General features: G+C 35.9%; 31 protein-coding genes and 1 riboswitch. Of the genes, 17 read left to right on the forward strand and 14 right to left on the reverse strand.

What is annotated here, in order from left to right; genetic code table 11:
• Positions 1-111 precede the first annotated feature (111 nt).
• Entirely contained in the window at positions 112-966 is an 855-nt protein-coding gene (locus tag ABH960_RS14570; protein ID WP_404446034.1) for a patatin-like phospholipase family protein, read from the forward strand.
• 144 nt (positions 967-1,110) lie between these two features.
• Here ABH960_RS14570 and ABH960_RS14575 read toward each other — a convergent pair whose 3' ends face one another.
• The 4 genes from ABH960_RS14575 to ABH960_RS14590 form a co-directional block, all read right to left on the reverse strand.
• The gene (locus ABH960_RS14575) at positions 1,111-2,106 is read right to left on the reverse strand and encodes an ABC transporter permease (protein WP_113936759.1); all 996 of its coding nucleotides are present in this window, start codon (positions 2,104-2,106) and stop codon (positions 1,111-1,113) included.
• Complete coding sequence (locus ABH960_RS14580) at positions 2,090-3,577, reverse strand: sugar ABC transporter ATP-binding protein (protein WP_404446037.1); 1,488 nt, start codon at positions 3,575-3,577, stop codon at positions 2,090-2,092. Before ABH960_RS14580 ends, ABH960_RS14575 begins: the two co-directional genes overlap by 17 nt.
• Complete coding sequence (locus tag ABH960_RS14585) at positions 3,574-4,686, reverse strand: sugar ABC transporter substrate-binding protein (protein ID WP_404446040.1); 1,113 nt, start codon at positions 4,684-4,686, stop codon at positions 3,574-3,576. Before ABH960_RS14585 ends, ABH960_RS14580 begins: the two co-directional genes overlap by 4 nt.
• 87 nt (positions 4,687-4,773) lie before the next feature.
• A riboswitch (SAM riboswitch) is annotated at positions 4,774-4,879 on the reverse strand.
• 92 nt (positions 4,880-4,971) lie between these two features.
• Complete coding sequence (locus tag ABH960_RS14590) at positions 4,972-6,273, reverse strand: NCS2 family permease (protein ID WP_002029878.1); 1,302 nt, start codon at positions 6,271-6,273, stop codon at positions 4,972-4,974.
• A gap of 224 nt (positions 6,274-6,497) precedes the next feature.
• On the opposite strand from ABH960_RS14590, the gene ABH960_RS14595 reads away from it, so the two are divergent.
• The 3 genes from ABH960_RS14595 to ABH960_RS14605 all read left to right on the forward strand — a co-directional run bounded on the left by ABH960_RS14595 (position 6,498) and on the right by ABH960_RS14605 (position 8,915).
• Positions 6,498-7,364: an SDR family oxidoreductase gene (locus ABH960_RS14595; RefSeq protein WP_404446433.1), complete on the forward strand. Its 867-nt coding sequence runs from the start codon at positions 6,498-6,500 to the stop codon at positions 7,362-7,364.
• Positions 7,365-7,738: 374 nt separating this feature from the next.
• Complete coding sequence (locus ABH960_RS14600; protein ID WP_404446043.1) at positions 7,739-8,500, forward strand: L,D-transpeptidase; 762 nt, start codon at positions 7,739-7,741, stop codon at positions 8,498-8,500.
• A 163-nt stretch (positions 8,501-8,663) separates the two neighbouring features.
• Positions 8,664-8,915 (forward strand): hypothetical protein, encoded by a 252-nt coding sequence (locus ABH960_RS14605; protein ID WP_002029881.1) that lies wholly within the window; start codon positions 8,664-8,666, stop codon positions 8,913-8,915.
• Positions 8,916-8,947: 32 nt separating this feature from the next.
• Here the strand turns inward: ABH960_RS14605 and ABH960_RS14610 are convergent, their stop codons facing one another.
• The 9 genes from ABH960_RS14610 to ABH960_RS14650 all read right to left on the reverse strand — a co-directional run bounded on the left by ABH960_RS14610 (position 8,948) and on the right by ABH960_RS14650 (position 15,763).
• On the reverse strand, positions 8,948-9,163 hold the full coding sequence (locus ABH960_RS14610) for a DUF1540 domain-containing protein (protein WP_002029883.1): 216 nt from the start codon (positions 9,161-9,163) through the stop codon (positions 8,948-8,950).
• Positions 9,164-9,235: 72 nt separating this feature from the next.
• On the reverse strand, positions 9,236-9,691 hold the full coding sequence (locus tag ABH960_RS14615) for a thioredoxin family protein (protein WP_016093295.1): 456 nt from the start codon (positions 9,689-9,691) through the stop codon (positions 9,236-9,238).
• Between the two features lie 12 nt (positions 9,692-9,703).
• On the reverse strand, positions 9,704-10,123 hold the full coding sequence (locus tag ABH960_RS14620) for a disulfide formation protein C (protein ID WP_002125372.1): 420 nt from the start codon (positions 10,121-10,123) through the stop codon (positions 9,704-9,706).
• A gap of 165 nt (positions 10,124-10,288) precedes the next feature.
• Positions 10,289-10,537, reverse strand: coding sequence for a YhdB family protein (locus ABH960_RS14625; RefSeq protein ID WP_001195459.1), 249 nt, complete (start codon positions 10,535-10,537; stop codon positions 10,289-10,291).
• Positions 10,538-10,658: 121 nt separating this feature from the next.
• A complete protein-coding gene (locus ABH960_RS14630) occupies positions 10,659-11,168 on the reverse strand; it encodes a PCYCGC domain-containing protein (protein WP_404446050.1) in 510 nt (169 codons plus the stop codon).
• A gap of 45 nt (positions 11,169-11,213) precedes the next feature.
• A complete protein-coding gene (locus ABH960_RS14635; RefSeq protein WP_404446053.1) occupies positions 11,214-12,323 on the reverse strand; it encodes a GerAB/ArcD/ProY family transporter in 1,110 nt (369 codons plus the stop codon).
• A 12-nt stretch (positions 12,324-12,335) separates the two neighbouring features.
• Entirely contained in the window at positions 12,336-13,418 is a 1,083-nt protein-coding gene (gerYC, locus tag ABH960_RS14640; protein ID WP_404446056.1) for a spore germination protein GerYC, read from the reverse strand.
• Entirely contained in the window at positions 13,415-14,920 is a 1,506-nt protein-coding gene (locus tag ABH960_RS14645; RefSeq protein WP_002188379.1) for a spore germination protein, read from the reverse strand. The genes gerYC and ABH960_RS14645 overlap by 4 nt, the downstream gene beginning before the upstream one ends.
• A gap of 234 nt (positions 14,921-15,154) precedes the next feature.
• Positions 15,155-15,763 carry a hypothetical protein gene (locus ABH960_RS14650; protein ID WP_137076685.1) on the reverse strand — a complete coding sequence of 203 codons (609 nt, stop codon included), beginning with the start codon at positions 15,761-15,763 and terminating at the stop codon, positions 15,155-15,157.
• A 231-nt stretch (positions 15,764-15,994) separates the two neighbouring features.
• Between ABH960_RS14650 and ABH960_RS14655 the strand changes: the two genes are divergently transcribed.
• From ABH960_RS14655 to ABH960_RS14665, 3 genes are all read left to right on the forward strand, one after another.
• A complete protein-coding gene (locus tag ABH960_RS14655; RefSeq protein WP_002087479.1) occupies positions 15,995-16,555 on the forward strand; it encodes a nitroreductase family protein in 561 nt (186 codons plus the stop codon).
• Positions 16,556-16,672: 117 nt separating this feature from the next.
• Positions 16,673-18,088 (forward strand): stage V sporulation protein SpoVR, encoded by a 1,416-nt coding sequence (gene spoVR, locus ABH960_RS14660; protein ID WP_012260354.1) that lies wholly within the window; start codon positions 16,673-16,675, stop codon positions 18,086-18,088.
• A 106-nt stretch (positions 18,089-18,194) separates the two neighbouring features.
• Positions 18,195-19,457 (forward strand): neutral/alkaline non-lysosomal ceramidase N-terminal domain-containing protein, encoded by a 1,263-nt coding sequence (locus tag ABH960_RS14665; RefSeq protein ID WP_404446061.1) that lies wholly within the window; start codon positions 18,195-18,197, stop codon positions 19,455-19,457.
• A gap of 128 nt (positions 19,458-19,585) precedes the next feature.
• Here the strand turns inward: ABH960_RS14665 and ABH960_RS14670 are convergent, their stop codons facing one another.
• Positions 19,586-20,059, reverse strand: coding sequence for a MarR family winged helix-turn-helix transcriptional regulator (locus ABH960_RS14670; protein ID WP_002087475.1), 474 nt, complete (start codon positions 20,057-20,059; stop codon positions 19,586-19,588).
• A 152-nt stretch (positions 20,060-20,211) separates the two neighbouring features.
• Between ABH960_RS14670 and ABH960_RS14675 the strand changes: the two genes are divergently transcribed.
• The 10 genes from ABH960_RS14675 (at position 20,212) to ABH960_RS14720 (ending at position 26,678) form a co-directional block, all read left to right on the forward strand.
• Complete coding sequence (locus ABH960_RS14675) at positions 20,212-20,796, forward strand: DUF3238 domain-containing protein (protein ID WP_404446064.1); 585 nt, start codon at positions 20,212-20,214, stop codon at positions 20,794-20,796.
• Positions 20,797-20,932: 136 nt separating this feature from the next.
• Entirely contained in the window at positions 20,933-21,517 is a 585-nt protein-coding gene (locus ABH960_RS14680; RefSeq protein ID WP_002150439.1) for a DUF3238 domain-containing protein, read from the forward strand.
• A 426-nt stretch (positions 21,518-21,943) separates the two neighbouring features.
• Positions 21,944-22,837 (forward strand): trypsin-like serine peptidase, encoded by an 894-nt coding sequence (locus tag ABH960_RS14685; RefSeq protein WP_404446436.1) that lies wholly within the window; start codon positions 21,944-21,946, stop codon positions 22,835-22,837.
• Positions 22,803-23,192, forward strand: coding sequence for a DUF2606 family protein (locus ABH960_RS14690; RefSeq protein ID WP_404446068.1), 390 nt, complete (start codon positions 22,803-22,805; stop codon positions 23,190-23,192). Before ABH960_RS14685 ends, ABH960_RS14690 begins: the two co-directional genes overlap by 35 nt.
• A 179-nt stretch (positions 23,193-23,371) precedes the next feature.
• Positions 23,372-23,635 (forward strand): metal-sensitive transcriptional regulator, encoded by a 264-nt coding sequence (locus tag ABH960_RS14695; RefSeq protein WP_000456201.1) that lies wholly within the window; start codon positions 23,372-23,374, stop codon positions 23,633-23,635.
• An 88-nt stretch (positions 23,636-23,723) separates the two neighbouring features.
• On the forward strand, positions 23,724-24,284 hold the full coding sequence (locus tag ABH960_RS14700) for a sulfurtransferase TusA family protein (protein ID WP_404446071.1): 561 nt from the start codon (positions 23,724-23,726) through the stop codon (positions 24,282-24,284).
• 38 nt (positions 24,285-24,322) lie between these two features.
• Entirely contained in the window at positions 24,323-25,459 is a 1,137-nt protein-coding gene (locus tag ABH960_RS14705) for an MBL fold metallo-hydrolase (RefSeq protein ID WP_404446075.1), read from the forward strand.
• Between the two features lie 21 nt (positions 25,460-25,480).
• Positions 25,481-25,711: a sulfurtransferase TusA family protein gene (locus tag ABH960_RS14710; RefSeq protein ID WP_002134528.1), complete on the forward strand. Its 231-nt coding sequence runs from the start codon at positions 25,481-25,483 to the stop codon at positions 25,709-25,711.
• 38 nt (positions 25,712-25,749) lie between these two features.
• Positions 25,750-26,109 (forward strand): rhodanese-like domain-containing protein, encoded by a 360-nt coding sequence (locus tag ABH960_RS14715; RefSeq protein ID WP_404446079.1) that lies wholly within the window; start codon positions 25,750-25,752, stop codon positions 26,107-26,109.
• An 89-nt stretch (positions 26,110-26,198) separates the two neighbouring features.
• Positions 26,199-26,678 (forward strand): DsrE/DsrF/DrsH-like family protein, encoded by a 480-nt coding sequence (locus tag ABH960_RS14720; protein WP_404446082.1) that lies wholly within the window; start codon positions 26,199-26,201, stop codon positions 26,676-26,678.
• The last annotated feature ends 18 nt before the right edge of the window (positions 26,679-26,696 follow it).

Genomic DNA, 26,696 nt, shown 5'->3' on the forward strand with positions numbered 1-26,696 from the left:
CATTTCAAGCCTTTTCAATATAATTTCTGAAAGAACTCATATATAATAGAAAAAGATACTTAACATAGTGAATAATTAAAGAGTCAATATATATAAAGAGGAGAGAATAACATGCTTGAAAATACGGGGTTAGTATTAGAAGGCGGAGGTATGCGTGGTGTATATACGGGCGGGATATTAGAATATTTTATGGAACAAGATTTATATTTTCCATATGTAATTGGTGTATCAGCTGGTGCTTGTCATGCAGCGTCGTATCTTTCCAGACAAAGAAATAGAAACAAAACAGTAAATATTGATTATGCATCACATCCGCAGTATTTATCGTATAAAAACTTGTGGAAAAAACGTCAGCTATTTGATATGGAATTCATTTTTCATGAAATTCCAGAAAAGCATGTACCGTTTGATTTTGAAACATACTTTAATAGTCCAGAGCGTTTCCTTGTAGGAACAACTGATTGTGAAACAGGACAGTCTGTTTATTTTGAAAAAGAGGGAACGAATGATGATGCACTAAATTTATTGCAAGCATCTAGTTCATTACCTTTCATTGCACCGGTAGTAAACTACCGAGGTAAGCAATTGTTAGATGGCGGGATTTCAGATCCGATTCCAGTTCGTAAAGCACAGGAAGATGGATTTAAAAAATCAGTCGTTATTTTGACGAGAAATCATGGTTACGCGAAGAAAAAATCAAAATTTGGTTGGATTGCAGCAAAGGCTTATAAGAAGTATCCAAACCTTGTAAATACGATGCTGAATCGTTATGAAGTGTATAATGAAACACTTCACTACATTGAAAAAGAAGAGCAAGCTGGTAATTTATTTGTTATTCGCCCAGAAGTGCCGCTTCAAGTAGATCGTATGGAAAAGGATACGGCTAAATTACAAAGTTTATATGAGCAAGGCTATGAAGATGCAAAGAGACAATTTGCAGATTTACAGGCGTTTTTGCAAAAATAATAATTAGGCTGCGGAGAAGGAGTTCTCTGCAGCCTTTCTAGGGAGTACGGTAATAGCAAATTTCCTCTTGCTTCTTGCATTGAAAGTAGTTCGTGTGATTGTTGCAAAAGAAAAGTAGAGCATCGGAATTCGACGCGCTACTTTTTATTTACGCTTCTTTTTAATAAATGAAAAGGCTAAAGCTGCAATTAAAATACTGCCTTTAATGATATCTTGCGCATAATAAGGAACGTTCATCATTGTAAGGCCGTTTAATATGATTCCAATTAATACGGAACCAAGAAATGTTCCGATGACATTTGGTTTCTTAGCACCGAACATTGCATAACCGATATAGGCAGCTGCAACTGCATCCATTAATAATGGGGCGCCAGCTGAAACTTGTCCTGTTCCAACGCGGCTACATAAAATAATACCGCCAATAGAGGCAAGTAAACCGCTAATCATATAAGCATATACACGGTAACGATCAGTAGGAATACCAGCTAGTCTAGCAGCTTCTCGATTCCCACCTGTCATATAAAAGAAACGACCGTACGTTGTTTTTTCTAAAAATACATATGCAATTAAAACGACGATAAGCATGATAATGACAGGGACTGGAATTCCTAACACAGAACCTTGACCGATAAATAAAAAGGATGGAATAAAATGTCCTTTGGCACCAGACATTCCTTCATAAATAGAAGATCCTTTTGAAAATGTTAAGTGTAGTCCATTCACGATATACATGATACTTAATGTAGCTAGTAAATCTGGTAGTTTAATTCGGATAACGAGTAGTGCATTTAATAATCCAACTAATAGTCCACAAAGAATAGGAATAAGGAGTGTGACTATTAGTTCTTGTCGATATAAAACGAGACAAGAAGCCGCGGTAATTGTGGCTAAACTAGCGGTAGAGCCGACTGATAAATCAAATCCATCTACAATTAATGTAAAGGTAACGCCAATTGCGAGTAACGTTACAATAGAAATAGAACGTAAAATATCACTAATATTGTTGTAGGTTAAAAAAGAATCGTTGGCGATAGAGAAAAAAATTGTAACACCTATAATGATAGCAATCGTGCTAAATTGATAAAAAAGATGGGTAGGTAAATATAGTTTCTTAGTTTTTGTTTTATGAACGAGATTCAATGGAATAACTCCCTTCAGATAAATGTAAAAGCTGTTCAGGAGATAGTTCGTCTGGTAAGTATTCACCTACAAATTCTCCGTTTGCGAGTATAAGAATGCGATCAGCGATATGTAGTGCTTCATCTTGTTCTCCTGTGAAGTAAATTACGGAACTTCCGTTTTCAGTAATGTTACGAATGAATTGAAAAATGTCTTGTTTTGCAGCTATGTCTACACCTTTAGTTGGCTCGTCCAAAAGAAATAGATTCGGTTTGAATCCATGCCACTTTGCAATGGAGACTTTTTGCTGGTTTCCACCGCTAAGTGAATGAATAAATGCTTTTGGGTCATTGGGTAAAATGCTGAAAGAAGAAATTGCTGTAGTAGCATTATTTACTTCGGTTTGCTTTCGTCTCCAACCTGATTGGTGTAAATTAGTGTGGCTTATAATATCTTCCGAAAGAAATACGCCTTGTTTTCTTCTTTCCTCTGGTACAAGTGCGATCTTTGCTTTAATCGCATCTCGCGGTGTTTTAATTGTTATTGTTTGACCATCTATTTCTGCGTGATAAGTATGACGAGTACCAAATAACGTTTCAGCAAGTGTTGTTTTGCCACTGCCAATTAATCCGTATATCACAACAGTTTCACCTTTCCGTACGGTGAGAGAAAGAGGAGAATGGTCTTTGTGTAATGGAAGTTCTTGTACTTTAAATAATTCTTCGTTCCCTCGTTTTGGCGCTGTATTAATAGGAAGTGTAAGTTGTTTTCCAGTCATCGCTTCCACAATTTGTTGATCTGTAACCTTTGTAATCGCTTCAGAAATTGCAACTTTACCGTTATGTAATACGGTTACATCATCCGCAAAATTTCGAATCTCTGATAAACGATGAGAAATTAAGATGATGCCAATTCCTTTCAATGTTAAATCTTTTAATAGTTGCCCGAAGGTTTCAACTTCTTTCGGTCCAAGAGAAGAAGTAGGCTCATCTAATAAAAGATAATTTGTATTGTTGGATAAAGCTCTTGCGATAAGAAGTAATTGTTTTTCATGTAATGAGCAGTTTGAAACATCTTCCGAAACATTTAAATCAGCCTGTACAGTTTGCAAATGTTGTTTAGCGAGTGAGACTAATTTTGACTTTGAAAATAGTACTTTATTTTGCATTGCTAAATGATCGATTAGTACATTTTCTAATACAGATAATCCAGGAATAAGTCCGTGATCCACTTCTTGTGTTACGAAAGAAATACCATGCTTTTTTGCATCGCGTGGTGAAGTAAAGGAAATAGACTGATTATCAATTTTTATATTCCCAGCAACTGGTTGAATTTCACCAGTTGCTATTTTTAGTAAAGTACTTTTTCCTGCACCATTCATTCCTAGTAAAGCGTGAACTTTTCCTTTTTGTATGTTAATAGAAACATTTTCTAGTACAGGGGTAGAGATGTGATAAGAATGTGTAATGTTTTGAAGAGAGAATGTCATCATTTTTTCTCCTTCTCTAATTTTTTCATCCAAGGTGAATATGCATCTTTCGAGTCTCCCCAACCGTTTATATGTTTTGATAATTGATCCATCGTTATATTTTCTTGTGGCAAACTATTTTTCTTTACTAAATAAGGTTCTAGTGAATAAATATCTGGCGTTTGTTCACCAGCGATTTTCTTGTATAAGAAACGCACTTGAACTTTACCGACTTCAGCTGGATCGGTTGCAGCCGTAGCAGTCCAAGGTGAATTTTCTTTTTGCATGAGTTGTAAGTCTTCATTACTTAAGTCAATGCTGTATACTTTTATATCTGTACGACCAGCTTGTTCGAGTGCTTTGACGGCCCCCTTAGCAAACTCATCCCACGAAGCGAAAATAGCTTGTAAATAACCTTTTTTCGGATATTTTTTTAGTAAAGCCTCTACTTGTGTTTGCGTATCAAGTGGTGTGTTATTACTAGCGGTACCAAAGCGTGCAACTTCTTTTATATTTGGATAACGTTTATAAAAAGCATCAATGATAACATTGCGACGTTCCATTGGAGCAAATCCGCCAACCCATACGACGGCGATATTCCCTTGTCCATTCAGATCTTCCGCTAACGTTTTTAATGATTTCCATGCAAGACTATAGTCATCTTGATCAATAATCGTTACGCCTGGTAAGCGTAGGTCGTTATCAAATGCAACTACAGGAATATTCGCTTGTAATGCTTTTTCTACTCCGGGTTTTAGTGCTTCAGAGCGACCGTGATCAATTAAAATACCATCAACTTTTGAATTAATAGCAGTATCTAGATTTGCTGCCATTTTTGCTAAATCATTATCAGAATTGTAGACTTGCACACTGCCGCCGAATAGCTCGACTTGTTTTTTGACACCCTCAATATATTGAGAGGAAAAAGTTCCGATGGACATTTGCATAATTAATGCGATTTTTAATGGGTTTTTTACTTGGCTTGGAATTTCTGCTTGTAAATGATTTGCTGCTGTAGTAGCTTCTTTCTTCACCGTTTGTTGCTTTTGTGAAGAGATAGCATCTTGTTCATTTGTGCAAGCTGTTAATGCGAGTAAGAGAATAATGAGTACGGTGGAACATAATTTTTTCATAAAAAAATCCCTCCTAAATTAAGAAAAGAGAGGAGGGAGTGAAAATAAAAACGTCTTTTCATATAGAAAAGACGTCTTATCATATTACTCTTATCTTTCAACACAATGTGTTGTAAGAATTAGCACCGTGCCCATAAATGGGTCGGTTGCCGGGCTTCGTAGGGCTCATCCCTCCACCTGCTCTTGATAAGACATCGAATATTTAACTATTTCGAATTATTCCATAAGTGTATGCTGTTGTCAAATGTTTTTTTGTAAATAAAAAATCCCTCACAACGAGGGATTTTAATGTGGTAAGAAAACTAATTGATAAGCGAACAAGATCCCGAATAAATACACAAGTGGGTGAACAGCACGGAATTGTCCTTTTGCCACTTTCATAAGTGGGTATGAAATAAATCCAAGTGCAATACCTGTTGAGATACTTGATGTAAGTGGCATGCTTAAGATTACTAAAAATGCTGGGAATGCTTCATCGAATGTATCCCAATCGATGTGGCGAACTGAGCCCATCATAAGACTACCAACGATAATTAGTGATGGTGCTGTAATAGCTGAAACGCCAGAAACAGCGCTCACTAACGGTCCGAAGAATGCTGCTAATGCAAATAGAACAGCTACTGTAACAGTTGTTAAACCAGTACGACCACCAGCTGCAACACCAGCAGATGATTCAATGTAAGCTGTTGATGGTGTTGTTCCGAACATAGCTCCAATTGTTGCTGAGAATGAGTCAGATAGAAGAGCTCGTCCTGCTTTTGGAAGCTTTCCATCTTTCATAAATCCACCTTGTTGTGCAACGCCAAGTAGTGTACCTGTTGTATCGAATAGTGTAACAAGGAAGAATGAGAACACAACGCCGTATAATCCGTAGTTAATTACATCAGATACAGCAGTAATTGGATTTGAAACGATAATTCCTTCTGGTAATCCAGGCATTGATGTAACGCCGCTTGAGAATGTTAATTGACCTGTGAAGTAAGCGATAATACCAGTTAATAACATTCCGATAAATAGTGCCCCGTTTATATTTAAAGACATAAGGATAATTGTAATTCCAAGGCCAGCTAATGCTAGTAGAACTGGAGCAGAGTGAAGATCGCCAAGCCCAACTAAGTTTGCATCATTTTTTGTAACAATTCCCGTTAAGCGCAAACCGATAAAAGCAATAAAAAGACCGATACCAGCAGTAAGTGCATGTTTTAAGTTCTCAGGAATTACTTCCATTAATTTCGTACGGAAAGATGTGAATGATAACAAAATTAAAATCATACCTGCTACGAATACAGCAGAGAATGCAATTGCGAAAGTCATGCCTTCATGGGCTTTTACAACAGAATAAGAGAAGTAAGCATTTAATCCCATACCTGGTGCAATTGCGATTGGTAAATTAGTAAAGATCGCCATAAATAATGTTCCGACAACAGCAGCGATAATTGTAGCTGTAAATGCTTGTTCAAACGGAACACCTGCATCCCCAAGGATGACAGGGTTTACGACAATGATATATGCCATTGTTAAAAAGGTAATAATACCTGCCATAATTTCAGTTTTAATAGAAGTTTTATGTTTTGAAAGGTTAAACATATAAACATCCTTTCTTTTTACGAATAATTTTCACAACAGTTATATATAATATTCGTTTTTTAACTATTTTGCAATAGTTTTGCATAAAAACTTTAGAACAACTCATATTTTATGTCGTAAATTCGAATATTAATCGTAAAACTGTGTGTGAATTGCGGTTCTTTAATGTGTAAGTAGTTTTTTTTATTGTGCGCATTATAAGGGGAAAGGAGTTGAAGGAAGTTATGCCGCAGCAAAAAAACTTTTTAACAATGCCAGCACAACATCAAAATAAACAACCTGGTATTGAATCGTTAATGAATCCTCTTCCAAAGTTTGAAGATCCAAGTTATAAAGGAAGTGAAAAGTTAAAAGGAAAGAATGTATTAATTACAGGAGGAGATAGCGGGATTGGAAGAGCTGTTTCTATCGCTTTTGCAAAAGAGGGAGCAAATATTGCGATTGCTTATTTAGATGAGGACGAAGATGCAACTGAGACGAAACAACTTGTGGAAAAAGAAGGCGTGAATTGTGTATTATTGCCGGGAGATTTGAGTAATGAACAACATTGTAAAGAGATTGTAGAAGAGACCGCCCAGCAGCTAGGGGGGCTAAATGTTCTTGTGAATAACGTCGCACAGCAATATCCGCAGCAAGGACTAGAGTATATTACAGCGGAACAGCTAGAAAAAACGTTCCGTATTAATATTTTTTCTTATTTTCATGTTACAAAAGCAGCACTCTCTCATTTAAAGCAAGGGGATGTAATTATAAACACGGCATCTATCGTTGCGTATGAAGGAAATGAAACGTTGATCGACTATTCTGCAACGAAAGGAGCAATTGTCGCTTTTACAAGATCGTTATCTCAGTCGTTAGTACAAAAAGGAATTCGTGTAAATGGTGTTGCACCAGGCCCAATTTGGACACCGCTTATTCCATCCAGTTTTGATGAGAAAAAAGTATCACAGTTTGGGAGCAATGTTCCTATGCAAAGGCCTGGTCAGCCGTATGAATTAGCGCCTGCATATGTATATTTAGCGTCTAGTGATTCGGCATATGTAACGGGACAGATGATGCATGTAAATGGTGGAGTAATTGTGAATGGATAGTTTTCATTTATAAGAGCAAAGTAAAGCTAATTGCATTTATCCCGCATTAACGGGCAGTAAAATTCCACCTCAAAATTCAGGTGGAGCACAGAAGTTAGGTGGGAGATTAACTGCCCGTAAATGCCCGATTGGTGAAGGCTAATAATCAGTGGGGGATGGACAAAACCCCCACTGATTAAAGTTTCACTTTATCCCGCTATTTGCGGGCAGTAAGATTCCTACCTCAAAATTCGGCGAATGCAAGGAAGTTAGGTGGGAGATACCTGCCCGTAAATGCCCGATTGGTGAAGGCTAATATTCAGTAGGGGATGGACAAACCCTCCCACCGAGTAAAGTTTCACTTTATTATGATGTTAGTGCTAGGGAGGATTTAGATGAAGAAAGTATGGTTTATCGTAATCCTATTTTTCTGCCTGCCAGCTAGCGTTTTTGCTAATACAGATCATTTAATATTAGTTAACCTTACGACGAATCAGCTGTCTTTTTTTGAAGAGGGAAACTATACTAGAACATTTCCGATAACGACAGGAAGAGATAGCACCCCGACGCCTGAAGGGAATTTTTGTATTATAACTAAATATAAAAATAAAGAATACCATCGTAAAAAAATAGCTGGAGGTGCTCCGAATAACCCTCTCGGTACGAGGTGGCTAGGTCTAGATAAAAAGGAATATGCAATTCACGGGACAAATCGGGAAGGAACAATTGGAAGCCGGGAGTCGAATGGTTGTATTCGCATGCACGATCGGGACATACAATGGTTATACGACCGGGTACAATTACAGACGAAAGTAATTATTTCTCGTTTTCATACGAGTCCCGAATATGAAGCATATAAGCTAGGTTATCGTGTTGTGAGCTGGAATGGTCGTAAAGTAGAAGAAGAACAAATTGGAATGCTTACGTTAGTAGATCGTGTAAATATATATTGGCAAGAACCAAATGGACAATTGACGAAAGTAAAAACAGTATTGCCAAATGAAAGATACACAGTGTATTCCAAACGAAAAGATGGAACCTATTATATAGGAAACAATTTGTATGTTGTAGATGAAACAGGAGAAAAAATTCGTTATGAACAATTACCTTATTCGATTTTAAGTAACCTATATAAACGGAAATATAATGTCCCGTAATAGCTACCGTAAATAGACGGTAGCTTATTTGTGATGAATTTTAGTTGTTTTTATTGATTTCATACCAATCGCGCGCCTGTAAATAGTGAGATGAAAAAATTGAAACAGCAACTATTATGTTTTGCTGAATATAATACAGTACAGACTGGGGGGCGGTCACATTATGAAAAGTGAATTTGCATTTAAAATTTTCTTAATCACGACTTGTTTATTTATCGTGTATTTATATGCGTTACTCGTCTTTTCCTTTTATGTTCCATATATTGATTTAATATTGTTCGTCGGATTTATTTGGGCATTTGTTAAAGCGAGGGAAGGGGAGAAGAGTGTATATCGACGCATTACTTTATGCGGGACGGTCCTTCTCGTTATTTTGTACTTTTTTATGATGCATGATGTTTGGAGAGGAATGTAAAAAAGCATACGACTAATCGTATGCTTTTACGTTTAATATTTCGGTTTAAATGTATGACAACACGTTTCTACACTCGTTGTTACAGAACTTTCAAGCGTCTCGTTTGTTAAAGTAGCGTTTGTATATGAACTGTTTTCAATTTGACCTGCTTCTTGTGCATCAGGTTGAACAACGATTGCACTTGCTTGACAAAGGTTACCTTGTCCCCAAAATGAGCAATTGGAAACAGAGCATTTCACTTCTGGCATAAAACCCCCTCCTTATACATTAGTGTGGGAGTTTACACGCATTTCATGTATAGAAGGAGTTTCCTTTTCTTATTATTTTTTCGTTTGCTCAAGCCACTCTTTTAATTTGTCTTCCGGTTGTTCGCCGCTAATACGGCTCACTTCTTTACCATCTTTAAAATGAATGATTGTTGGAGTTCCTTTAATTTTATATTCATCCCAAGGAGCATCTAATTTTTCAATATCCATAACTTTCATATCAACATTCAAGTCTTTAGCCATTGGTACTACGATAGGAGATAGCTTTTGACAATGAACGCAAGATGTTTGATAAAAGTATACTGTTTCTTCTTTTTTCTCTTTTAAATTCTTTTGGAGATCTGAAAGAGAGATTTTATTTGTATAGTAGTCAGGGCCATTTGTCTTACTATCAGTAGCATTATCAATTTTTTGGCTTGTTGAAGCATTTTTTTCTTCCATTTGTGTTACAGCGAAAATTGCTGCAAACAAGGCGATAATAATACCGCCAAATATAAGCATTTTTTTCATTCTTTCATCTCCTTATTTGTTTTTAATTACGATGAAGCTACAAACAGCGATTGTGATAAAGCCGATAAGTGCTAAAAACGGGATTGTCACAAAGCCGAACCAGTTTATGTATTCTCCCGTACAAGGTACGCGGCCGCAAGCTGCCCCAGCAGCTGAAAATGCTGCGATTTTTTGAATTGCATAGTGATATAAAGAAATACAAGCACCAATACTTGCGATTGGTAAAGAATAACTTGCAATGCGATAGTCTTTCTTTACTACAGCGATACCGAGCCATAAAACAAATGGATACATAAAAATACGTTGATACCAACAAAGGACACAAGGCTCAAATTTCATAATTTCGGAAAAGTATAGACTTCCTAATGTAGCAATAAACGAAGCTCCCCATGCAGCAAATAAAGCATACTCTTGCTTTTTTTCTCGTCCCATATTTTATACCTCACTTATAATAGTTACATACTAAATTATAGTATGAAGTGGTAGGGAAAAGAAAGAAAAAATATGTTTATCAATAAAAGTTTTATAAGGAGAAACTTTTATTGATATAAACATTTTAAAAAAGCGCTATTCTCATAAAGAGAATAGCGCTATATTTTACATTTGAATTTGCTCTACTTCTTCTACATGTGACTTTTGGGATGCGTGGTCAATATATTGAAATAGGAGCTGCAATTGTTTATCAACTTCTGGTAGTTCTTTACTGTATTGATAAGCGTGTAAAAAATGCTCAATACGCTTAGAAAATAATTGATCGTTCGTTTGAACCATGAGAACGAGTAATTTATCCCAATTACAGCAATACGTGTAATAGAGAGCTTTATCATAGTCGTTATATGTTTGCACTGTGTACCCTCCTTACCGAGGAGTTATATATAGTGTGTGACAAGTAAGGAGAAATACACTTGAAAGAATTTGTTAAGAAAAAAGGTGAATGAAAAGAGAAAAACGAGGGATTTCCTCGTTTTTATGCTTTTGGCATTGGCGTAGGTGTTGGCTTGCCATAGCCTTCTTTGTATTTATTGTCGATATAGTTACGAATTTCGAGCGTTGATTTTCCTTTTTGTTTCATAGAAGCCGATTCAACCGCGATTTCTAGACAGTTGACACAAGTTGTTGCGTGGGAATCCCAAACAACTTCACCATTCTTTTTAATTTCACGAATAAAGCAGTTTTTATTGTTTTTATGTCCTACACCCTCACCGCAACCGCAGTAACATGGAATCCAATCTAATAGCTCTGCATTTTGTCCAGCGACAGTGTAGATATCTTTCATTTGCGGATCAAGCTTGTCTAGGAAGGTAGGGAGTGTGTCGACTCCTTTTGTCTTTTCTTGAATATCAGCTTGCTGAGTATGTGATGCGTGGTCATGCTCTTCTTTTGATTCAGAAGATTTTTTGTCATTTGTACTAGTACTCCCGCATCCAACAAGAATTAGGCTCAGTACTGCAAGTAAAGAAAATACATACTTTTTCATTCGCTTGTCCCCTTTACAAATGTATTAATCAAATTGTATCAAATATCATGGTGTGTCGGGTGAAGATTTTTTCGACTGATTTTTGAAGCGCCATCGTAGTGAATGGAATAGAAATAAAATTGGGATATAAGCGTATACAATATATAAACCAGCTTGAGACAGTACTGTATTTAATGTATTGATACTTTCACGGTTTGTGAAAAATAAGGATGAAATAAATATAGCTGCAATAATAAATGGAAGTGTAATTTTAAATGGTACGTGAAAAGACCTTTTACTAATGCAACAAGAAGACCAAATTGTTAAACAAAGATTAGGTAAAATAATAAGATACCACATGAAAATAATGATGTACTCAAACCTTTGGATAAAAGGAATCTTTATGATTTTTAGCATTGTTAATGTTGGCCAAATTGTATGATGTAGTTGTCCTTGGCTATAGTACATAAGGGAAACAATGGCTAGTATTACGTATAGAATTGTTGTAAAAGCAATACCACCGTGCGCCCATTTATTTAATGATTTTTCTTTTTTTATAAATGGATAAAAAACAAGAATTGCTTCAAATCCAAGAAATTCTAATGCAGATGATTTCGCTGCAGTTAGAATTTCTAAAGGTGAATGAGTTAGAATTGGGAGAATGTTACGGACATGCGCGTATTTCATTGGGAAAACTAAGAAAAATAGGACGAAAATCGGTATTACGACGCCCCAAAAACATATTCCTGTTACAGAGCGAAAACCACCTTTAATTACGTAGTAAGTCACAAGTAAAAATAATAAAGTTAATTTCCACGGTTTAATTGTAGGGAAGACCCAAACTTGAATGACTTCAATATATGTACGAAGGACAGTAAGGCAAAATAATAGAAGGTATGCAGCAAAGCATACGGACAAAAATGTTCCAATCCACTTTCCGAAACATGTCGTATGAATATTCATTAAATCATTATCTTTTTCTAACATTTTAAGCATGCAAAATAGCACGATATGAGTTGCAATGCCCGCAACAATAAGAGAAATCCAAGAATCATAACCGGCATATTGCGCAATAATCCTTTGGTATCCTAACACACCTACTCCAATTTGAAGGGAGTGTAATAGAAGAAATGTGAAATAAGGGGAAACAGTATGTGTTTTATCTTGTCCAGCCATTACAGCACCTCACTATTCTCCGATACCAGATTGCACGACATTGATTTGCACATGAACAGCAACGTCTACATTAGGGTACATTTCTTGAATTTGTTTTATAGTCCATTTTCTTGAATGACTACGAATTTCTTCTTGTATACCTATCGGATCGATTTCTTTTTCTTGGAATTGTTTTATTAATTCGTTTAAATGCTTCTCAAGCGTTTTTTCTACATGTTTTTTTACGTAAGTTATATTTTCGTGCTTTGCTAAATCGAGCCAGTGGGGAGCATTTTTTATAAGTCCGTTTAACTTTAAGTGGATGTTAACTTTCGGAATGTCACCGTTTTGGGAAAGAGAACAAAAACTTTTCCCGGATAAGTTTTGAGTAGCGATCAATCCTTTATGCTTACCTTGACGTATCGGAACTTCGTAACGACCATTTTTAGTTGGATTAATGAGTAGTTTTAATAAAAAAGATCCTTTTTTATCTGTGTACATAACCACTTTATCCTTTTTTAAAAAAGCAATTCCTTTAATGGAAGCAGACTTGTCTTCATCAACTTTAATATAAGGAAGAAATGGATCGCATCCAGATGAATAAAAGTTATATAAAAAAATATTTAAAGCTGTCCGAGGGATTGTCTCGGTTTCTATATTTTGCTCCAGTAAATCAGATAGATATAGCGATCCATTCGTTTTGACATGTTTAAGTAATTCTTCTGTTGAACCATCTACAAGCGCTAGTTGCACATCTCGGCCAATATTAGGATCACGTTGTAAGTTGTTAATAACATCCCCAATTCCACGTTCACCAAATGATTTTCCAAATAGGACAACACGCATTTGACCTACAGCGATCGTATGTGGTGATTTGGCGTTTAGAAGTGAAGAAATTGTTTCAATTGTATCTGCGGTAGTTGACTGAGTTTCTGGTTTTGATTGAACGCCTTTTGTGTAATCGGGATATAAGATTGTCCCGCGAAATTTTTTATCCTTCGTTATATCAAATCCACCTATATGAATCATTCGCTGTGTGTCTACTATATTCGGTTGTGTACAGCCGGATTGGAAAATTAAAATGATAATGGAAAAGCATAATAAAGTATTTTTCATTTCTCTTCACCATCATGTTTTTCTTTCGCTTTGTTTGGATCATAGCGCCATTTTTTTTTTGGTCTTAGAAAAGAGGCACGTCCTGCAGTTTGACTAAATGGCAAGCGAAAGAGACCTTCTGCCGTTCCTAAACCGCGAAATGGATATAGAGGTAATAGATAAGGTGATCCAAGTGATTTTAAGCGAATTAAATGAGCTAATATGAGTACGAATCCTACAATGAGACCTAAGCCCCCAAATGCACCAGCTAAAAGAATAAGTGGAAATCGTAGTATCCGGATAGTAGAAGACATTTTTACAGTTGGTGTTGTAAAAGAAGCGAGTGCTGATAAAGCAACTGCAATTAATAAAATGGTACTCGTTAAAGCAGCCTGAACAGATGCTTGGCCAATTACAATCCCGCCAACGATGCCGATTGTTTGTCCAACTTTTGTAGGTAATCGTGCTCCAGCTTCACGGAGCAATTCGATTGTGATTTCTAAAAAAAGTGCTTCTAAAATGGGCGGAAAGGGTACATTAGCTCTTGAAAAAATAATCGGACCTAGTAAATCCGCAGGAATCATTTGATAGTGATACGTTAATACAGCTGTATAAATAGCTGATGAAAATAGCGAGAATGCTGCTCCGAAAAAGCGAACCATTCGAAGAAATGAGCCTGCTATCCATGGTAAATAATAATCTTCTGGAGAGACGAAGAAATCGAGTAATGTCGCTGGTCCAGCTAATGCGTAAGGTGAACCGTCTGTTAAAATGACGACTCCTCCATTCAATAATGCATAAACGGAGCGATCTAAACGCTCTGTAGGGAGTAAAACAGGGAAGGGAGAGTTGCTGTTATCACTAATAAACTGTTCAATCATAGTTGCATCGAAAGGAACATCAAAGTCAATGTCTTGTAGGCGCTGCATCGCAGTATTAACGTGCTGCTCATTCGTAATATCTTCGATGTAAGCAACTACGACTTTTGTTTTTGATATAGAACCAACTATAACTTCTTTGAAAACTAATTGTTCTGTGACGATATTTCGCCGAAGTAAGTGTATATTTGTATCGATATTCTCAACAAATCCGACTTTTGGACCGATGACACTATATTCATTTTCAGTATCGTTATATAGCCGTGTACCTAAAACGGAACTTTCAGCACGAATAAGTGCATATTCTGCGATTTGAGAATCATTTTTTAGTTGTATAAGTACATACCCACTTAATAATTTTTCACGAATGTCATCAATAGTAGGGCCAGTGATAATCTCCTCAAGTGTGACGATATTTGCTATATCACTTATATTTTCAATGTGATCTAATTCTCTTTTAATAGGTGTTAAAATGAATCGATTAATGAGGAGTGATTCAGCTGTAGATTTATAATAAAACAAACACAATGTTCCATCGTCTACTACGTTATAAGACACGAAATCACTGGATTCTTTCATAGTGTGGATAAACTCCGGAATAGAACAGAGTGCTTTTTTCTTCTTTTTAGATGATACACGGAACATTTCCTCACCCCTTACACACATCATTTACTTGTGTTAGTTTTTGGGAAAGACGGGAATTTATACTTGAAAATTGAAAGTTCATAAAGTGAAGGCTAATAATCTGGATTTTACGGGCAGCACGACTCCCACCTAACTTCTTTGCTCCAGCCGAATTTTGAGGTGGGAGTTTTACTACCCACAAATAGCGGGATAAAGAAAAGGAAGAGTATTGAATATCTCTTCCTTTTTGACAGGCTAATTTGTTTTCTTTTCTTTAATAGACTTCACTAATTTAATCATTTCTGCCCGTATATCTTCTTTTTTAACATTTAATTTTTCCGCAATTTGTTTAATATCCATCCCATCTTTTTTCATTTTTAGTACATCGTCAAGAGGGGTATTACTTTTTTGAGAGATGATTGTTAACACGGTAAGTTGGCGTAAGCCGATGTTATATTCTTTCATTTTTTGTTTCAGTCCATCTGGTGTGGACTTTTGCATATTTGCTAATTTTTGCAGTAGTGCTTTTTTCGTTTCTTTATTCATATGATGCTTTTTCAATTTACTTGGGTCTACACCGAAATGCTCGGCTGTTTTCTCCCAAGATTTATTTTGCTTATAGTAAGCTAAAACGTCCTTAATTTCTTTTTTACTTATTCTTGCAATGTGGGCAGCTTTCCAAATTTCATGTTTATTATAGCCGAGTTTTTCGAGCGACTGCATTTCTTCTTCTGAAATAGGCTTATGATGGTGCATTGTTACTTCTTTTGGCGTGGCAGCGGAAGCGGAAGCGGAAGCAGGAAAGACAGATATCCCGCACAATAATGCTGCCATAGTCATACTTACTGCGATTTTCTTGTACATATAAACTCCTCCTAGATGGGTAATGTGGAAAACTTACACATATCATTTCCATAAAATGTGAAAAACTTGTGAACAAGTTAAGTTTTTTTATTCACAGTATAAAAAGAAGTTTTTCATGGTTTTCCAACATAAAACATTGATTAATAGTGAAAAACTAGGTTATAATCGAAATTGAAAATCAATATCAATGACGGATTTATACATATAGATAAAAATAAGGGAGAGAAAAATATGACTACATATACTTCCATCGCAAACGTTATTAAAGAAAGACGTTCTGTTCGTACATTTACAGATAAAGCAGTAGAAAAAGAGCTATTAATTGAACTATTAAACGACGCAACATGGGCACCGAATCATAAACACCGTGAACCATGGAATTGTAAATTATACATTGGAGAAGGCCGTCAGAAATTAGTGGACGCAGTACTAAACTCTTTCACAGAAGAAGAAAGAGCGAAACGCGGCAAGATTTTATCTGATCGTTTCTTAAGCACACCTGCACAAATCGTTGTTTACATTAATGAAGATCCGCGTCAAATTCAACGTGACGAAGATTACGCTGCAACATGTGCATTTATGCAAAACTTCCAATTACTTGCTTGGGAACGCGGCTTAGGGTGCGTTTGGAAATCAGGTGGATTAAACTATAATCCACTATTTATAGAAGGAATCGGTTTAACACGAGGCCAGCGCATCATTGGAATTCTTCATATCGGCTATTTCGATAAAGCACCAGAAGGAAAAGCTCGTACACCGATTACGGAGAAGATGGAGATCATTGAAGGTTAATTAGAAAGAGGCATTCTCGTTTTTTTAGAGGGTGTCTTTTTATTATGCAATCAATCCTCATGAAAGCTTGTTCCTCATCATACACTTTCTTAAGGGAAAGTGTAAGGAGGGAAAATAATGAGAGCAAGTGATGATAAAGCACTACAATATGCGATTGCTGAAATTACGGAAATTGCGACTGGATTTGGTCTTGATTTTTATCCGATGCGCTATGAAGTATGTCCAGCGGAAATTATCTATACATTTGGTGCATATGGGATGCCGACGAGGTTTTCGCATTGGAGTTTTGGAAAGCAATTTTTCAGAATGAAATTACAATACGATTTAGGACTTAGTAAAATTTATGAACTCGTTATTAACTCTAATCCATGTTACGCCTTTTTATTAGATACGAATTCTTTAATTCAAAATAAATTAATCGTGGCGCACGTTTTAGCACATTGTGATTTCTTCAAAAATAATATTCGTTTTTCTAATACGAAACGCGATATGGTGGAGAGTATGGCAGCGACAGCAGATCGTGTGAAGGCGTATGAACATAAGTATGGAAGAGAAGAGGTAGAAACATTTTTAGATGCCGTACTTGCCATTCAAGAACATATTGATCCATCGCTTATGCGTCCGAAACTTGCATGGAGTATTGAAGATTTAGAAGAGGATGTAGAAAAGAAAAAGATATCACAGTACGATGATTTATGGAATTTAGATGATCGAAACAAAAAGAGAGAACGACCTAATATGCATAAAAAGAAGAAAATCCCACCGCAGCCAGAAAAAGATTTACTCCTCTTTATTGAAGAATATAGCCGTGAGCTAGAAGAGTGGCAGCGCGACATATTAACGATGATGCGTGAAGAAATGTTATACTTCTGGCCACAGCTTGAAACGAAGATTATGAATGAAGGTTGGGCTTCCTTCTGGCATCAACGCATACTTCGTGAAATGGACTTAACATCTGGTGAAGCAATTGAATTTGCGAAATTAAATGCAGGTGTCGTACAGCCATCAAAAACAAGTATTAATCCATACTACCTCGGTATTAAAATGTTTGAAGATATTGAAGAGCGCTATAACAACCCGACAGAAGAAATGAAACGACGCGGTGTGAAACCTGGTTCTGGTCGTGACAAAATCTTTGAAGTACGGGAAATTGAATGGGATGTATCGTTCCTAAGAAACTATTTAAATAAAAAACTTGTAATGAGAGAAGATATGTACTTATTCCAGCGCCAAGGAAAAGAATATAAAGTAATTGATAAAGAATGGGAGCATGTACGCGATCAACTCGTAAATATGCGCACAAATGGAGGTTTCCCGTACTTAGTAGTAGAAGATGGAGACTACTTAAAGAATGGGGAATTGTACATTAAACATAGCTATGAAGGAATTGAGTTAGATTTAAAATACTTAGAAAAAGTATTACCGTATCTTCATCAGCTATGGGGAAGAACAGTGCATATGGAGTCGATGGTGGAGAGTAAGGGCGTTGTGTTTTCTTATGATGGGAAGATGGTGCATCGGAAGTATGTGTGATGAAAAGAACGGACATAGAATTTCTTGTCCGTTCTTTTTATTTTGAAAATGGTAAATATGCTATTCTTGAAGAAAGGGAGTTACATATAGAAATGGAGCGATTCAAGTGAGCAAAGTAGGGGTATGTCAGGTGGATATTACGCCGCCTTTAGGTATTGATTTTATTGGATACCATAGAGATACAGGAATTAATAATATTGAAGAGCACATTTACGGGACAATCTTTGTATTTGAAAAAGATGAAGTGAAGACTGTATTTATAAGTATTGATAACATTGGAATGTTAGTAGAAGATACGAATATTATTCGTGAACGAGTAGCTAGTGAGCTTCATGTACCATTTGAGCAAATAACTGTCGTTTATACACATACTCATTCTGGTCCGGAAACAGTCGGTGATCATCCTTTAATAAAGTCGTATAAAACGATTTTACTAAATAATGTAGTGCAGGGTGCTATTACTGCGAATAATAATATGCGGTCATGTGAAGTTGGGTGGGATGTTACGACAGGTGATATTGGAGTAAACCGAAGAGAGAGGACACCTGATGGAAAAGCAAAGATGGGCATAAATATAGAGGGTATTGTAGATAAAAGAATTGGTGTTTTAGCAATGAGAAATGCTGAGTCAAAGGAGTTAGCTGGGGTCATTGTATTTTGTACTGCTCATCCGAATGTTTTAAAAGGGGATAGCGATGTATTATCAGCAGATTATCCTGGAATGACGCGAGAGATTCTGGAGAAAATAGTAAACTGTCCTGTTATTATTGTTCAAGGTGCCACTGGAAATGTGAATGCGAAGTATCGTGGTTCACAGGAAGCATTAAAACAAATGGCTTACGTACTCAGTGGACATGTGTTAACGATATTACCAACAGTTACATATAGACCAATTGTAAAGCTAAGAACTATTTCGAGTACGATGCAAATGAAGTTAAAGGATATTCCAGAAATTGAAGAGATAAAAAGAATGGCCCAATTAGCTGAGAAGCAGTGGGGTGTGAATACTGACGAATGGCTTGCTATTGTTTTAGATAAGCATAGGAAAAACATTAGGCACTTAAGTATCGATTTAGAAATTCAATTGTTTCAAATTAATGATGGTATATTCTCTGGAATACCGATGGAACCTTTTTCAGAAACTGTTTTAGAAATGAAAGAGAGTCTTCAAAATGAACTAGCTTTCTTTGGTGGCTATACGAATGGATATATTGGTTACTTACCGACAAAAGAGGAGTATGCATATGGTGGGTATGAAGTGGAATTAAATCCTGTTGTGTATGGGCCGGTTACAAATTTGTTGATGCCGCCAGAGGAGAATACGGCAGAGCTGATCGTGCAGAGAGTTACGGAATTATATAATGTATAAAATATGGGTATCCCATATATTTAAAACAAAATTTAGAGGAATCAATGATTTTAATAAAGCTGTAAAAAACGAATCCACTTTGAAAAAGAATAATCAAAGTGGATTCGTTTTTTATATGGAGTTTTTGTTTACCAAACAGGTCGTATGCTCGATGATAATTTTCCTGTATTTTCTTTAGTAACGAATGTTGTTAAATCCTCTTTAAGCATTTGCATTCGTTCTGCACCTATGTTTGCAATCCATCGTTGTTCTATTTCAGCTACTATTTCTTCTTTTGCTTTCATTACTGCTAAACCACGCTCGGTTAAAACAATAATTTTACCTCTTTTATCAGTAGGATGCGTTTGGCGCGTGACATAACCACTGTTCTCAAGAGAATCTACCATTTTACTTATGGCTTGTTTTGAAACCCCTAAATATTCAGCTAGTTCTATACCGGTTGCTCCATTAGGAAGGATGCGTTTGAACATAAAACCATGCGCTGGCCTAATATCTTCAAATCCCAATTCACTTAATTTGTCGTGTAGTTCAGTAATTAATGTACTGAAGGATAGTGATAAAAGTGAAGTAAGATCTAGTTCGTTAAGTGTTTGATGAGTCATGTATATAACCTCCTTGCTTATAGTCAATTAAATTGACTATAAGTAGAATCTATTGTACTATACAGGATATAGTCAATCAAATTGACTATATAATGGTAATAGAACAAATAATGATTTATCTAAATAAAATCAATGAATTATGGAGGTTTCACATGGTTAATATCGTTAAAATTAGAGGGAGTGTATTTGCACCGTATGCTTTGCTGAAACCTATTCAGGATCCTGCGATGGGAAGAGTGTTTGAATATGCCGGAGATGCACGTGAATTTACACCATACGCTGTGAACACAAAGCGTTCAAGATTAGAACAAGAAGTGGTTGTTGATTTTTATAAAAGAGAAATTTTCACATATGCAGATGCTTGTATCGTTACTGTGAAAATTACAAATCCAGATGGCTCAATTGAGTATCAAAAAGGAGAAACAAGTACAGAAAACATTGCATGTACAAATATTGTATGGAGTGAAGATGAAGTTTCATTTGAAATGAGAGCAAGTGCAAGTAATCCGTTAAACGCGGCAGCACCTGCAGCTGATTATTTTTTGACTATACGAGTTAATGATAGTGGTACTGTGCATGTTGAAGGTTTACATGATGGTTTTCCTTGCTATGAATTTTATAAACAAATCGACTTTGGTTCATTTGAATTAATATATACACATGATTTCAGGAAAACGGATGATACCCCAGCAGCACTAGCTGGAGAAATGGAATATAGCTTTAAAACGAAAATCTAGATATAAATATAGCGCTATTTTTTAGAAGGAAGTAGCAAACGTAAAAGAGAAAGCTATTGGTTCTAGGATTGAAATTGTGGTCTATTTTATTCAATAGTATGCAGTATATAAAATTAGAATTACAGGGGTGTTTCTTATGACGAATATCGTTAAAATTAGAGCCAGTGTATTTATTCCAATGTCTTGGACGGAACCGAGTAAGGATGTACAAACAGGAAGAGTAATCCAATTCGAAGGTGATTCACGTGAATTTACACCACATGCGGTAAATACTATGCGCTCTAGAGTTGAGCAAGAGGTAGTAGTAGATTTTTATAAAGAAGAAGTGTTTTCATATGCAAACACGGGTATTACGACAGAGAAGATTACAAATCCAGATGGTTCTGTGAATAAAAGAACAGGAAAAGCGAGTACTGAAAATATTGTGTGTACTCATATTGCATGGAATTCTGATGGTGTCCAATTCAAAATGAGTGCCAGTGCAAGTAATCCATTAAATATATATGCACCTCCTGTGGATTATTTATTAACTGTATGTGTTAAAAAGGATGGTAGTATCGATATTCAAGGAGAGCATGATGGATTCCCTTGTTATGAATTTTATAAACAAGTAGATTTTGGTTCATTTGAGCAAATTTATACACATGATTTTAGAGAAACTGGTGATACAGCTGAAGCTTTAGGTGGAGAGATGGATTATAGTTTTACAAAGAGATTATAAGAAGTAGGATAATAAAACGGTTGATTCTTTCTTTCGTAAATGAAATGAATTTTTTGTAGTAGATATATTGTATTAGTCATAGTATCCGCCGCCGAGTATTAGCCATCACCAATTGGGCATTTACGGGAAGTTGATCTCCCACCTAACTCCTTTTCTTTACAGCCGAATCCTTGGAAGAACTAAGCTTTTTTAACTCAAAGTAAAGAATGTAAATAATTTCATTGTTTTGTTAAGTAAATGTAATTAATAATGATAATCATTATTAATTACATTTACTTTTAAGAAAAGAAAAATTAGAATTTATAAAGGGGATCCTCAATTGTTCGCTATCATTTATATAGGAGGTAAGTTAAAGTGTATAGCTTTATTTCTATAAGATGTAGATTGGCTCTTTACAGTTTTGGTGTTCTCTTTATCTTTTTTTATATGGTATTTTGGGTGAATCAGAAGGTATATGCAGAAGATGTACCTTGGACATCAGTTTCGAATGAGGGAGAAAGAGTACTTTTTCAAGAACAATCTTTGTATAGTAATGATCTAAGAGGAGAAGATCTTGTTTCGCCTTCGTTTGAAGGGCGTAAACATGGTAGGGAAGATTGGGGATATTTATTGGAAAATACTAAGTTAAATTATTCACCTAATATTCTTACCTATTCTGTTATAGGAATAGATGATCGAATACGGGTCAATGATACAACTTCATATCCGTATAGCGCTATAGTCCATGTAGCAACTCAGTATAATAATGGAGAAATTTATGGGTGTACAGGAGCACTAATTAGTAAAGATACAGTGCTTACAGCTGGACATTGTATTTACAATAAAGAAATTGGTGGATGGGCGACAAATGTTATTGTAACTCCAGGTCGTAATGGAGGACAAGCACCGTATTTACCTTTTAAAGGAACAAAACTTTACTCAGTAAGTGGATGGACTGATAATGGAAATTCAGATTATGATTATGGAACGATTAAATTAAATGGGTCTCCCGGAGATTATACAGGGTGGTTGGGATATAGAACTACCTATGTAGATTCACCAAAAGGTTTACTTGCGGTGATTCCGGGATATCCAGCTGATAAAGTAGGAAATGAACGTTACACAATGTGGAGAGACTATGGTCCAATTGAAGGTGTTAATCCTAGAATTTTAACATATAGGATTGATACTTATGAGGGGCAAAGTGGATCACCTGTATGCCATTATTTTGATACGGGTGTCAGAATAATAGCCATTCATACAAGAGGAAATAAAAATATGAATTCTGGAAATCGGATAACAGACGATGTTTTTAATAATATTAAAAAATGGTCTGAATAAATATAGTAAGTATATTGGGATTTTGTTTTGTATATTGGTCATAATCTTGATGTCTAGTTGTATAGCAAATAATGAGGAGAATGCTAGTAAGGTTGGTAATCCTATAACTTTCTATGTTCAGAATAAAGAGAAACAACCGATAAAAGATTTTGAAATTATGCTTATAAAAGATGAATCACCTGGGCCTAGCAAAGAAATCGTAATTTCGATAGGGGAGACTAATCAAGAAGGAAAATTCATTTGGAAGATTCCCAGAAAAGGGAAGTATATAATTTTACTGCCGAATAATGAGAAAAAGGCGATTGTGATTAATGATAGAAATATAGCTGAATTAATAACGATTAACGTAAATTAATGAATAAGGATAGGCCGAAACCCGCCATATGGTTGATTCGGTCTATTTTTATCTGGTTAGAAAGTATAAATTATAGGCTTAAAATTAAAAACTTTACAATATACCCTAAAGGGTATATGATATTATACAAAGTTACAAAGTAATGTATAATATAGTTATAATTACGGAGGTGGTCTACAGTGGAATATAATCAAGATATGAAAAATAGATTGAAACGTATTGAAGGTCAAGTTCGTGGTGTGCTTCGCATGATGGAAGAGGGAAAAGATTGCCGAGATGTTATTACACAGTTAACTGCATCCCGTTCTGCACTTGATCGTACAATTGGACTCGTTGTTGGAACAAATTTAGAGCAATGTTTGCGCGAGCAGTTTGAGACAGGTAATGGCTCAAATGAAGAGTTAATTAAAGAAGCTGTTCAATTACTTGTAAAAAGCCGATAATCTGTCAAACGTATGTGTTGACAGATTTTTAAAAACATCTCATTATACCCATACAGGTATATGTATAATGATTAGGGAGGAAATGATTATGAGTATAAAAGTGGATATGAGTTTAGATTGTAAAGGTTTGGCCTGCCCGATGCCGATTGTGAAGACGAAGAAGGCGATGGAAAGTCTCGCATCAGGGCAAGTGATTGAAGTTCAGGCAACAGATAAAGGGTCTACTGTAGATATACAAAGTTGGGCGAGCAAAGTAGGTCATCAATATATCGGTACGAAACACGAAGGCGATTTATTGATGCATTACGTTAGAAAAGCACATGAACATGAAATGAATGAAATAGTGAAATATCCTCATACAATTACGAATTCGGAATTGGAAGAGATATTATTAAGTGGTGAAGAGTGTATTATATTAGATGTTCGTGAAGCGGCGGAATTCGCTTTTGGTCATATTCCATCGGCTATTTCAGTTCCATTAGGCGAACTGGGCAGTGCAGCGTTAGATCAGACGAAGCAAATTTATGTTGTTTGCCGAACTGGTAACCGTAGTGATATAGCGTGCCAAATGTTGAAAGAGAAAGGTTATTCAAATGTGAAGAATGTCATTCCAGGTATGTTAGAGTGGCAAGGGAATGTGGGGAAATAAAATTTTTTAAATAAAAACATACCTATGGGGGTAATTGGATGAGTGTTAAGATATTACAAGCAAAAGAGGTTGCCGAGAAAGTTTTATTCGGAGAGTTGTTTATTTTAGACGTTCGGAATGAAACGGACTATGAAGATTGGAAAATTGAAGGGAAACAAGTTTCTTCTATAAATAAACCGTATTTTGACTTATTAGATGGTGTAGATCATATTGTAGATGAATTGCCGAGGGAGAAAGAAATTTTAGTCGTATGTGCGAAAGAAGGTTCTTCGCAGTTTGTCGCAGAGCAATTGTTACATGCCGGATTCAATGATGTTTATTATTTAGCTGGTGGTATGAAAGCTTGGAGTGAATATGTAAAGCCGTTAAAAGTAGGAGATGTACAGGGCGGAGGAAGTGTATATCAATTTAACCGTCTTGGAAAAGGCTGTTTATCTTATATGATCGTCTCAAACGGTGAAGCAGCAGTTATTGATGCAGTCAGAACGGTTGAAGCATATGAAGATTTTGCGGAAGAGTATGGTGTTACTATTACGAATGTCATGGATACACATTTACATGCAGACCATATTTCTGGAGGACGTAGGTTAGCTGAAAAAGTAGGTGGTACGTATTGGTTACCTCCAAAAGATGCGGAGGAAGTCGTTTTCTCATATAAACCGCTTGTTGAAGGATCTGTTATTACGGTGGGGGGTACCAAAATTGAAATTGACGCATTATACTCACCGGGGCATACGATTGGAAGTACATCATTTATTGTAGATGATTCCTATTTATTATCAGGCGATATTTTATTTGTAGATTCAATCGGGCGTCCAGATCTTGCTGGGAAGGCTGAAGATTGGGTGAGTGATTTACGAAATACGTTATATAAACTTTATAAGGAACTGTCTCAAGATTTAATTGTTTTACCGGCTCATTATTCAAAAATAAGTGAAATGGACGACAGAGGCATTGTGAGTGCGCATTTACAAGATTTATTTAAGGAGAATGTAGGGTTAAATATTGTTGATGAGGGAGAGTTTCGTAAAACTGTGACAGAGAACTTACCGCCTCAGCCGAATGCTTATGAAGAAATTCGTCAAACGAATATGGGTAAGATTTATCCGAGTGTGGAAGAAGAGCGTGAAATGGAGATTGGCCCAAATCGTTGTGCAGTTCATGATTCATTATAAAATAACAAACTGGAGGAATAGATGATGAATGTAAAACAAGTATTAGATGCGAAGGGTTTAGCATGTCCAATGCCGATTGTAAGAACGAAGAGAGCGATGGATGCTTTACAATCTGGAGAAGTGTTAGAAGTACATGTAACGGATAAAGGATCAGTAAAAGATATTCCAGCATGGTCAAAAACAGGCGGTCATGAAATAGTAAAGCATAATATAGAAGACGATGTGCTGAAGTTTTGGATTAAGAAGGCGTAGTGAAGAACTAGTTTTGTAAAGGCGGAGAGGTTGTTTTTATGAATACAATATTAAGTACGCTTTTCATTGTAATTGCTGCATGGCTTGTTATTTCACGTTTTTTACCGGTGAAAGGTGTTCAAAATATAAATGGAAAAGAATTAAAGAGTATAGTGGGGAAAAAGGGAAAACAATTTATCGATGTTCGTACAGCTGGAGAATATAGAGGAAATCATATGAAAGGATTTCAGAATATCCCACTAAATGAGTTAGCTAGTAAAGTAAATGAGTTAGATAAAAATAAGGAAGTAATTGTTATTTGTCAGAGTGGGATGAGAAGTAAGCAAGCAGCAAAAGTATTAAAGAAATTAGGATTTCAGCGCATTATAAATGTTTCAGGCGGTATGAACGTTTTGTAAGGGGAAAAGTAGCATTAGGTGTAGCTAGATGATTTGAGCCTTTTTACAAATTTTAAAATACCCCTATAGGTAATTAGGAGGAGAACAACATGGAACAACAGAAGAAAACAACAATCGTTTTATTTAGCGGAGATTATGATAAAGCAATGGTTGCTTATATTATTGCAAATGGTTCAGCGGCGTACGATCATGAAGTGACTATTTTTCATACTTTCTGGGGTTTAAATGCCCTTAGGAAAGATGAGCATGTGAAAGTAAAGAAAACGTTTATAGAGAAAGTGTTTGGAAAAATGATGCCGCGCGGCGCTGATAAGATGGGATTATCAAAAATGAATTTTGCTGGTATGGGGCCAAAGATGATTAAAGGCATTATGAAGAAGCATAATGCGATGCCTTTGCCAGATTTAATTGATATGGCGAAAGAACAGGGAGTTAAGCTTGTAGCTTGTCAAATGACAGTAGATTTATTAGGGTTAAAAGAGGAAGAGATTATGGAAGGGGTAGAGTTTGCAGGAGTAGGTGCATATTTAGCAGATGCTTCGGATGGGAATGTGAATTTATTTATTTAAATCACCTTCTTTTTAGAA

The organism is Bacillus sp. RC252 (assembly GCF_044909215.1).
Classification (GTDB): Bacteria; Bacillota; Bacilli; order Bacillales; family Bacillaceae_G; genus Bacillus_A; species Bacillus_A mycoides.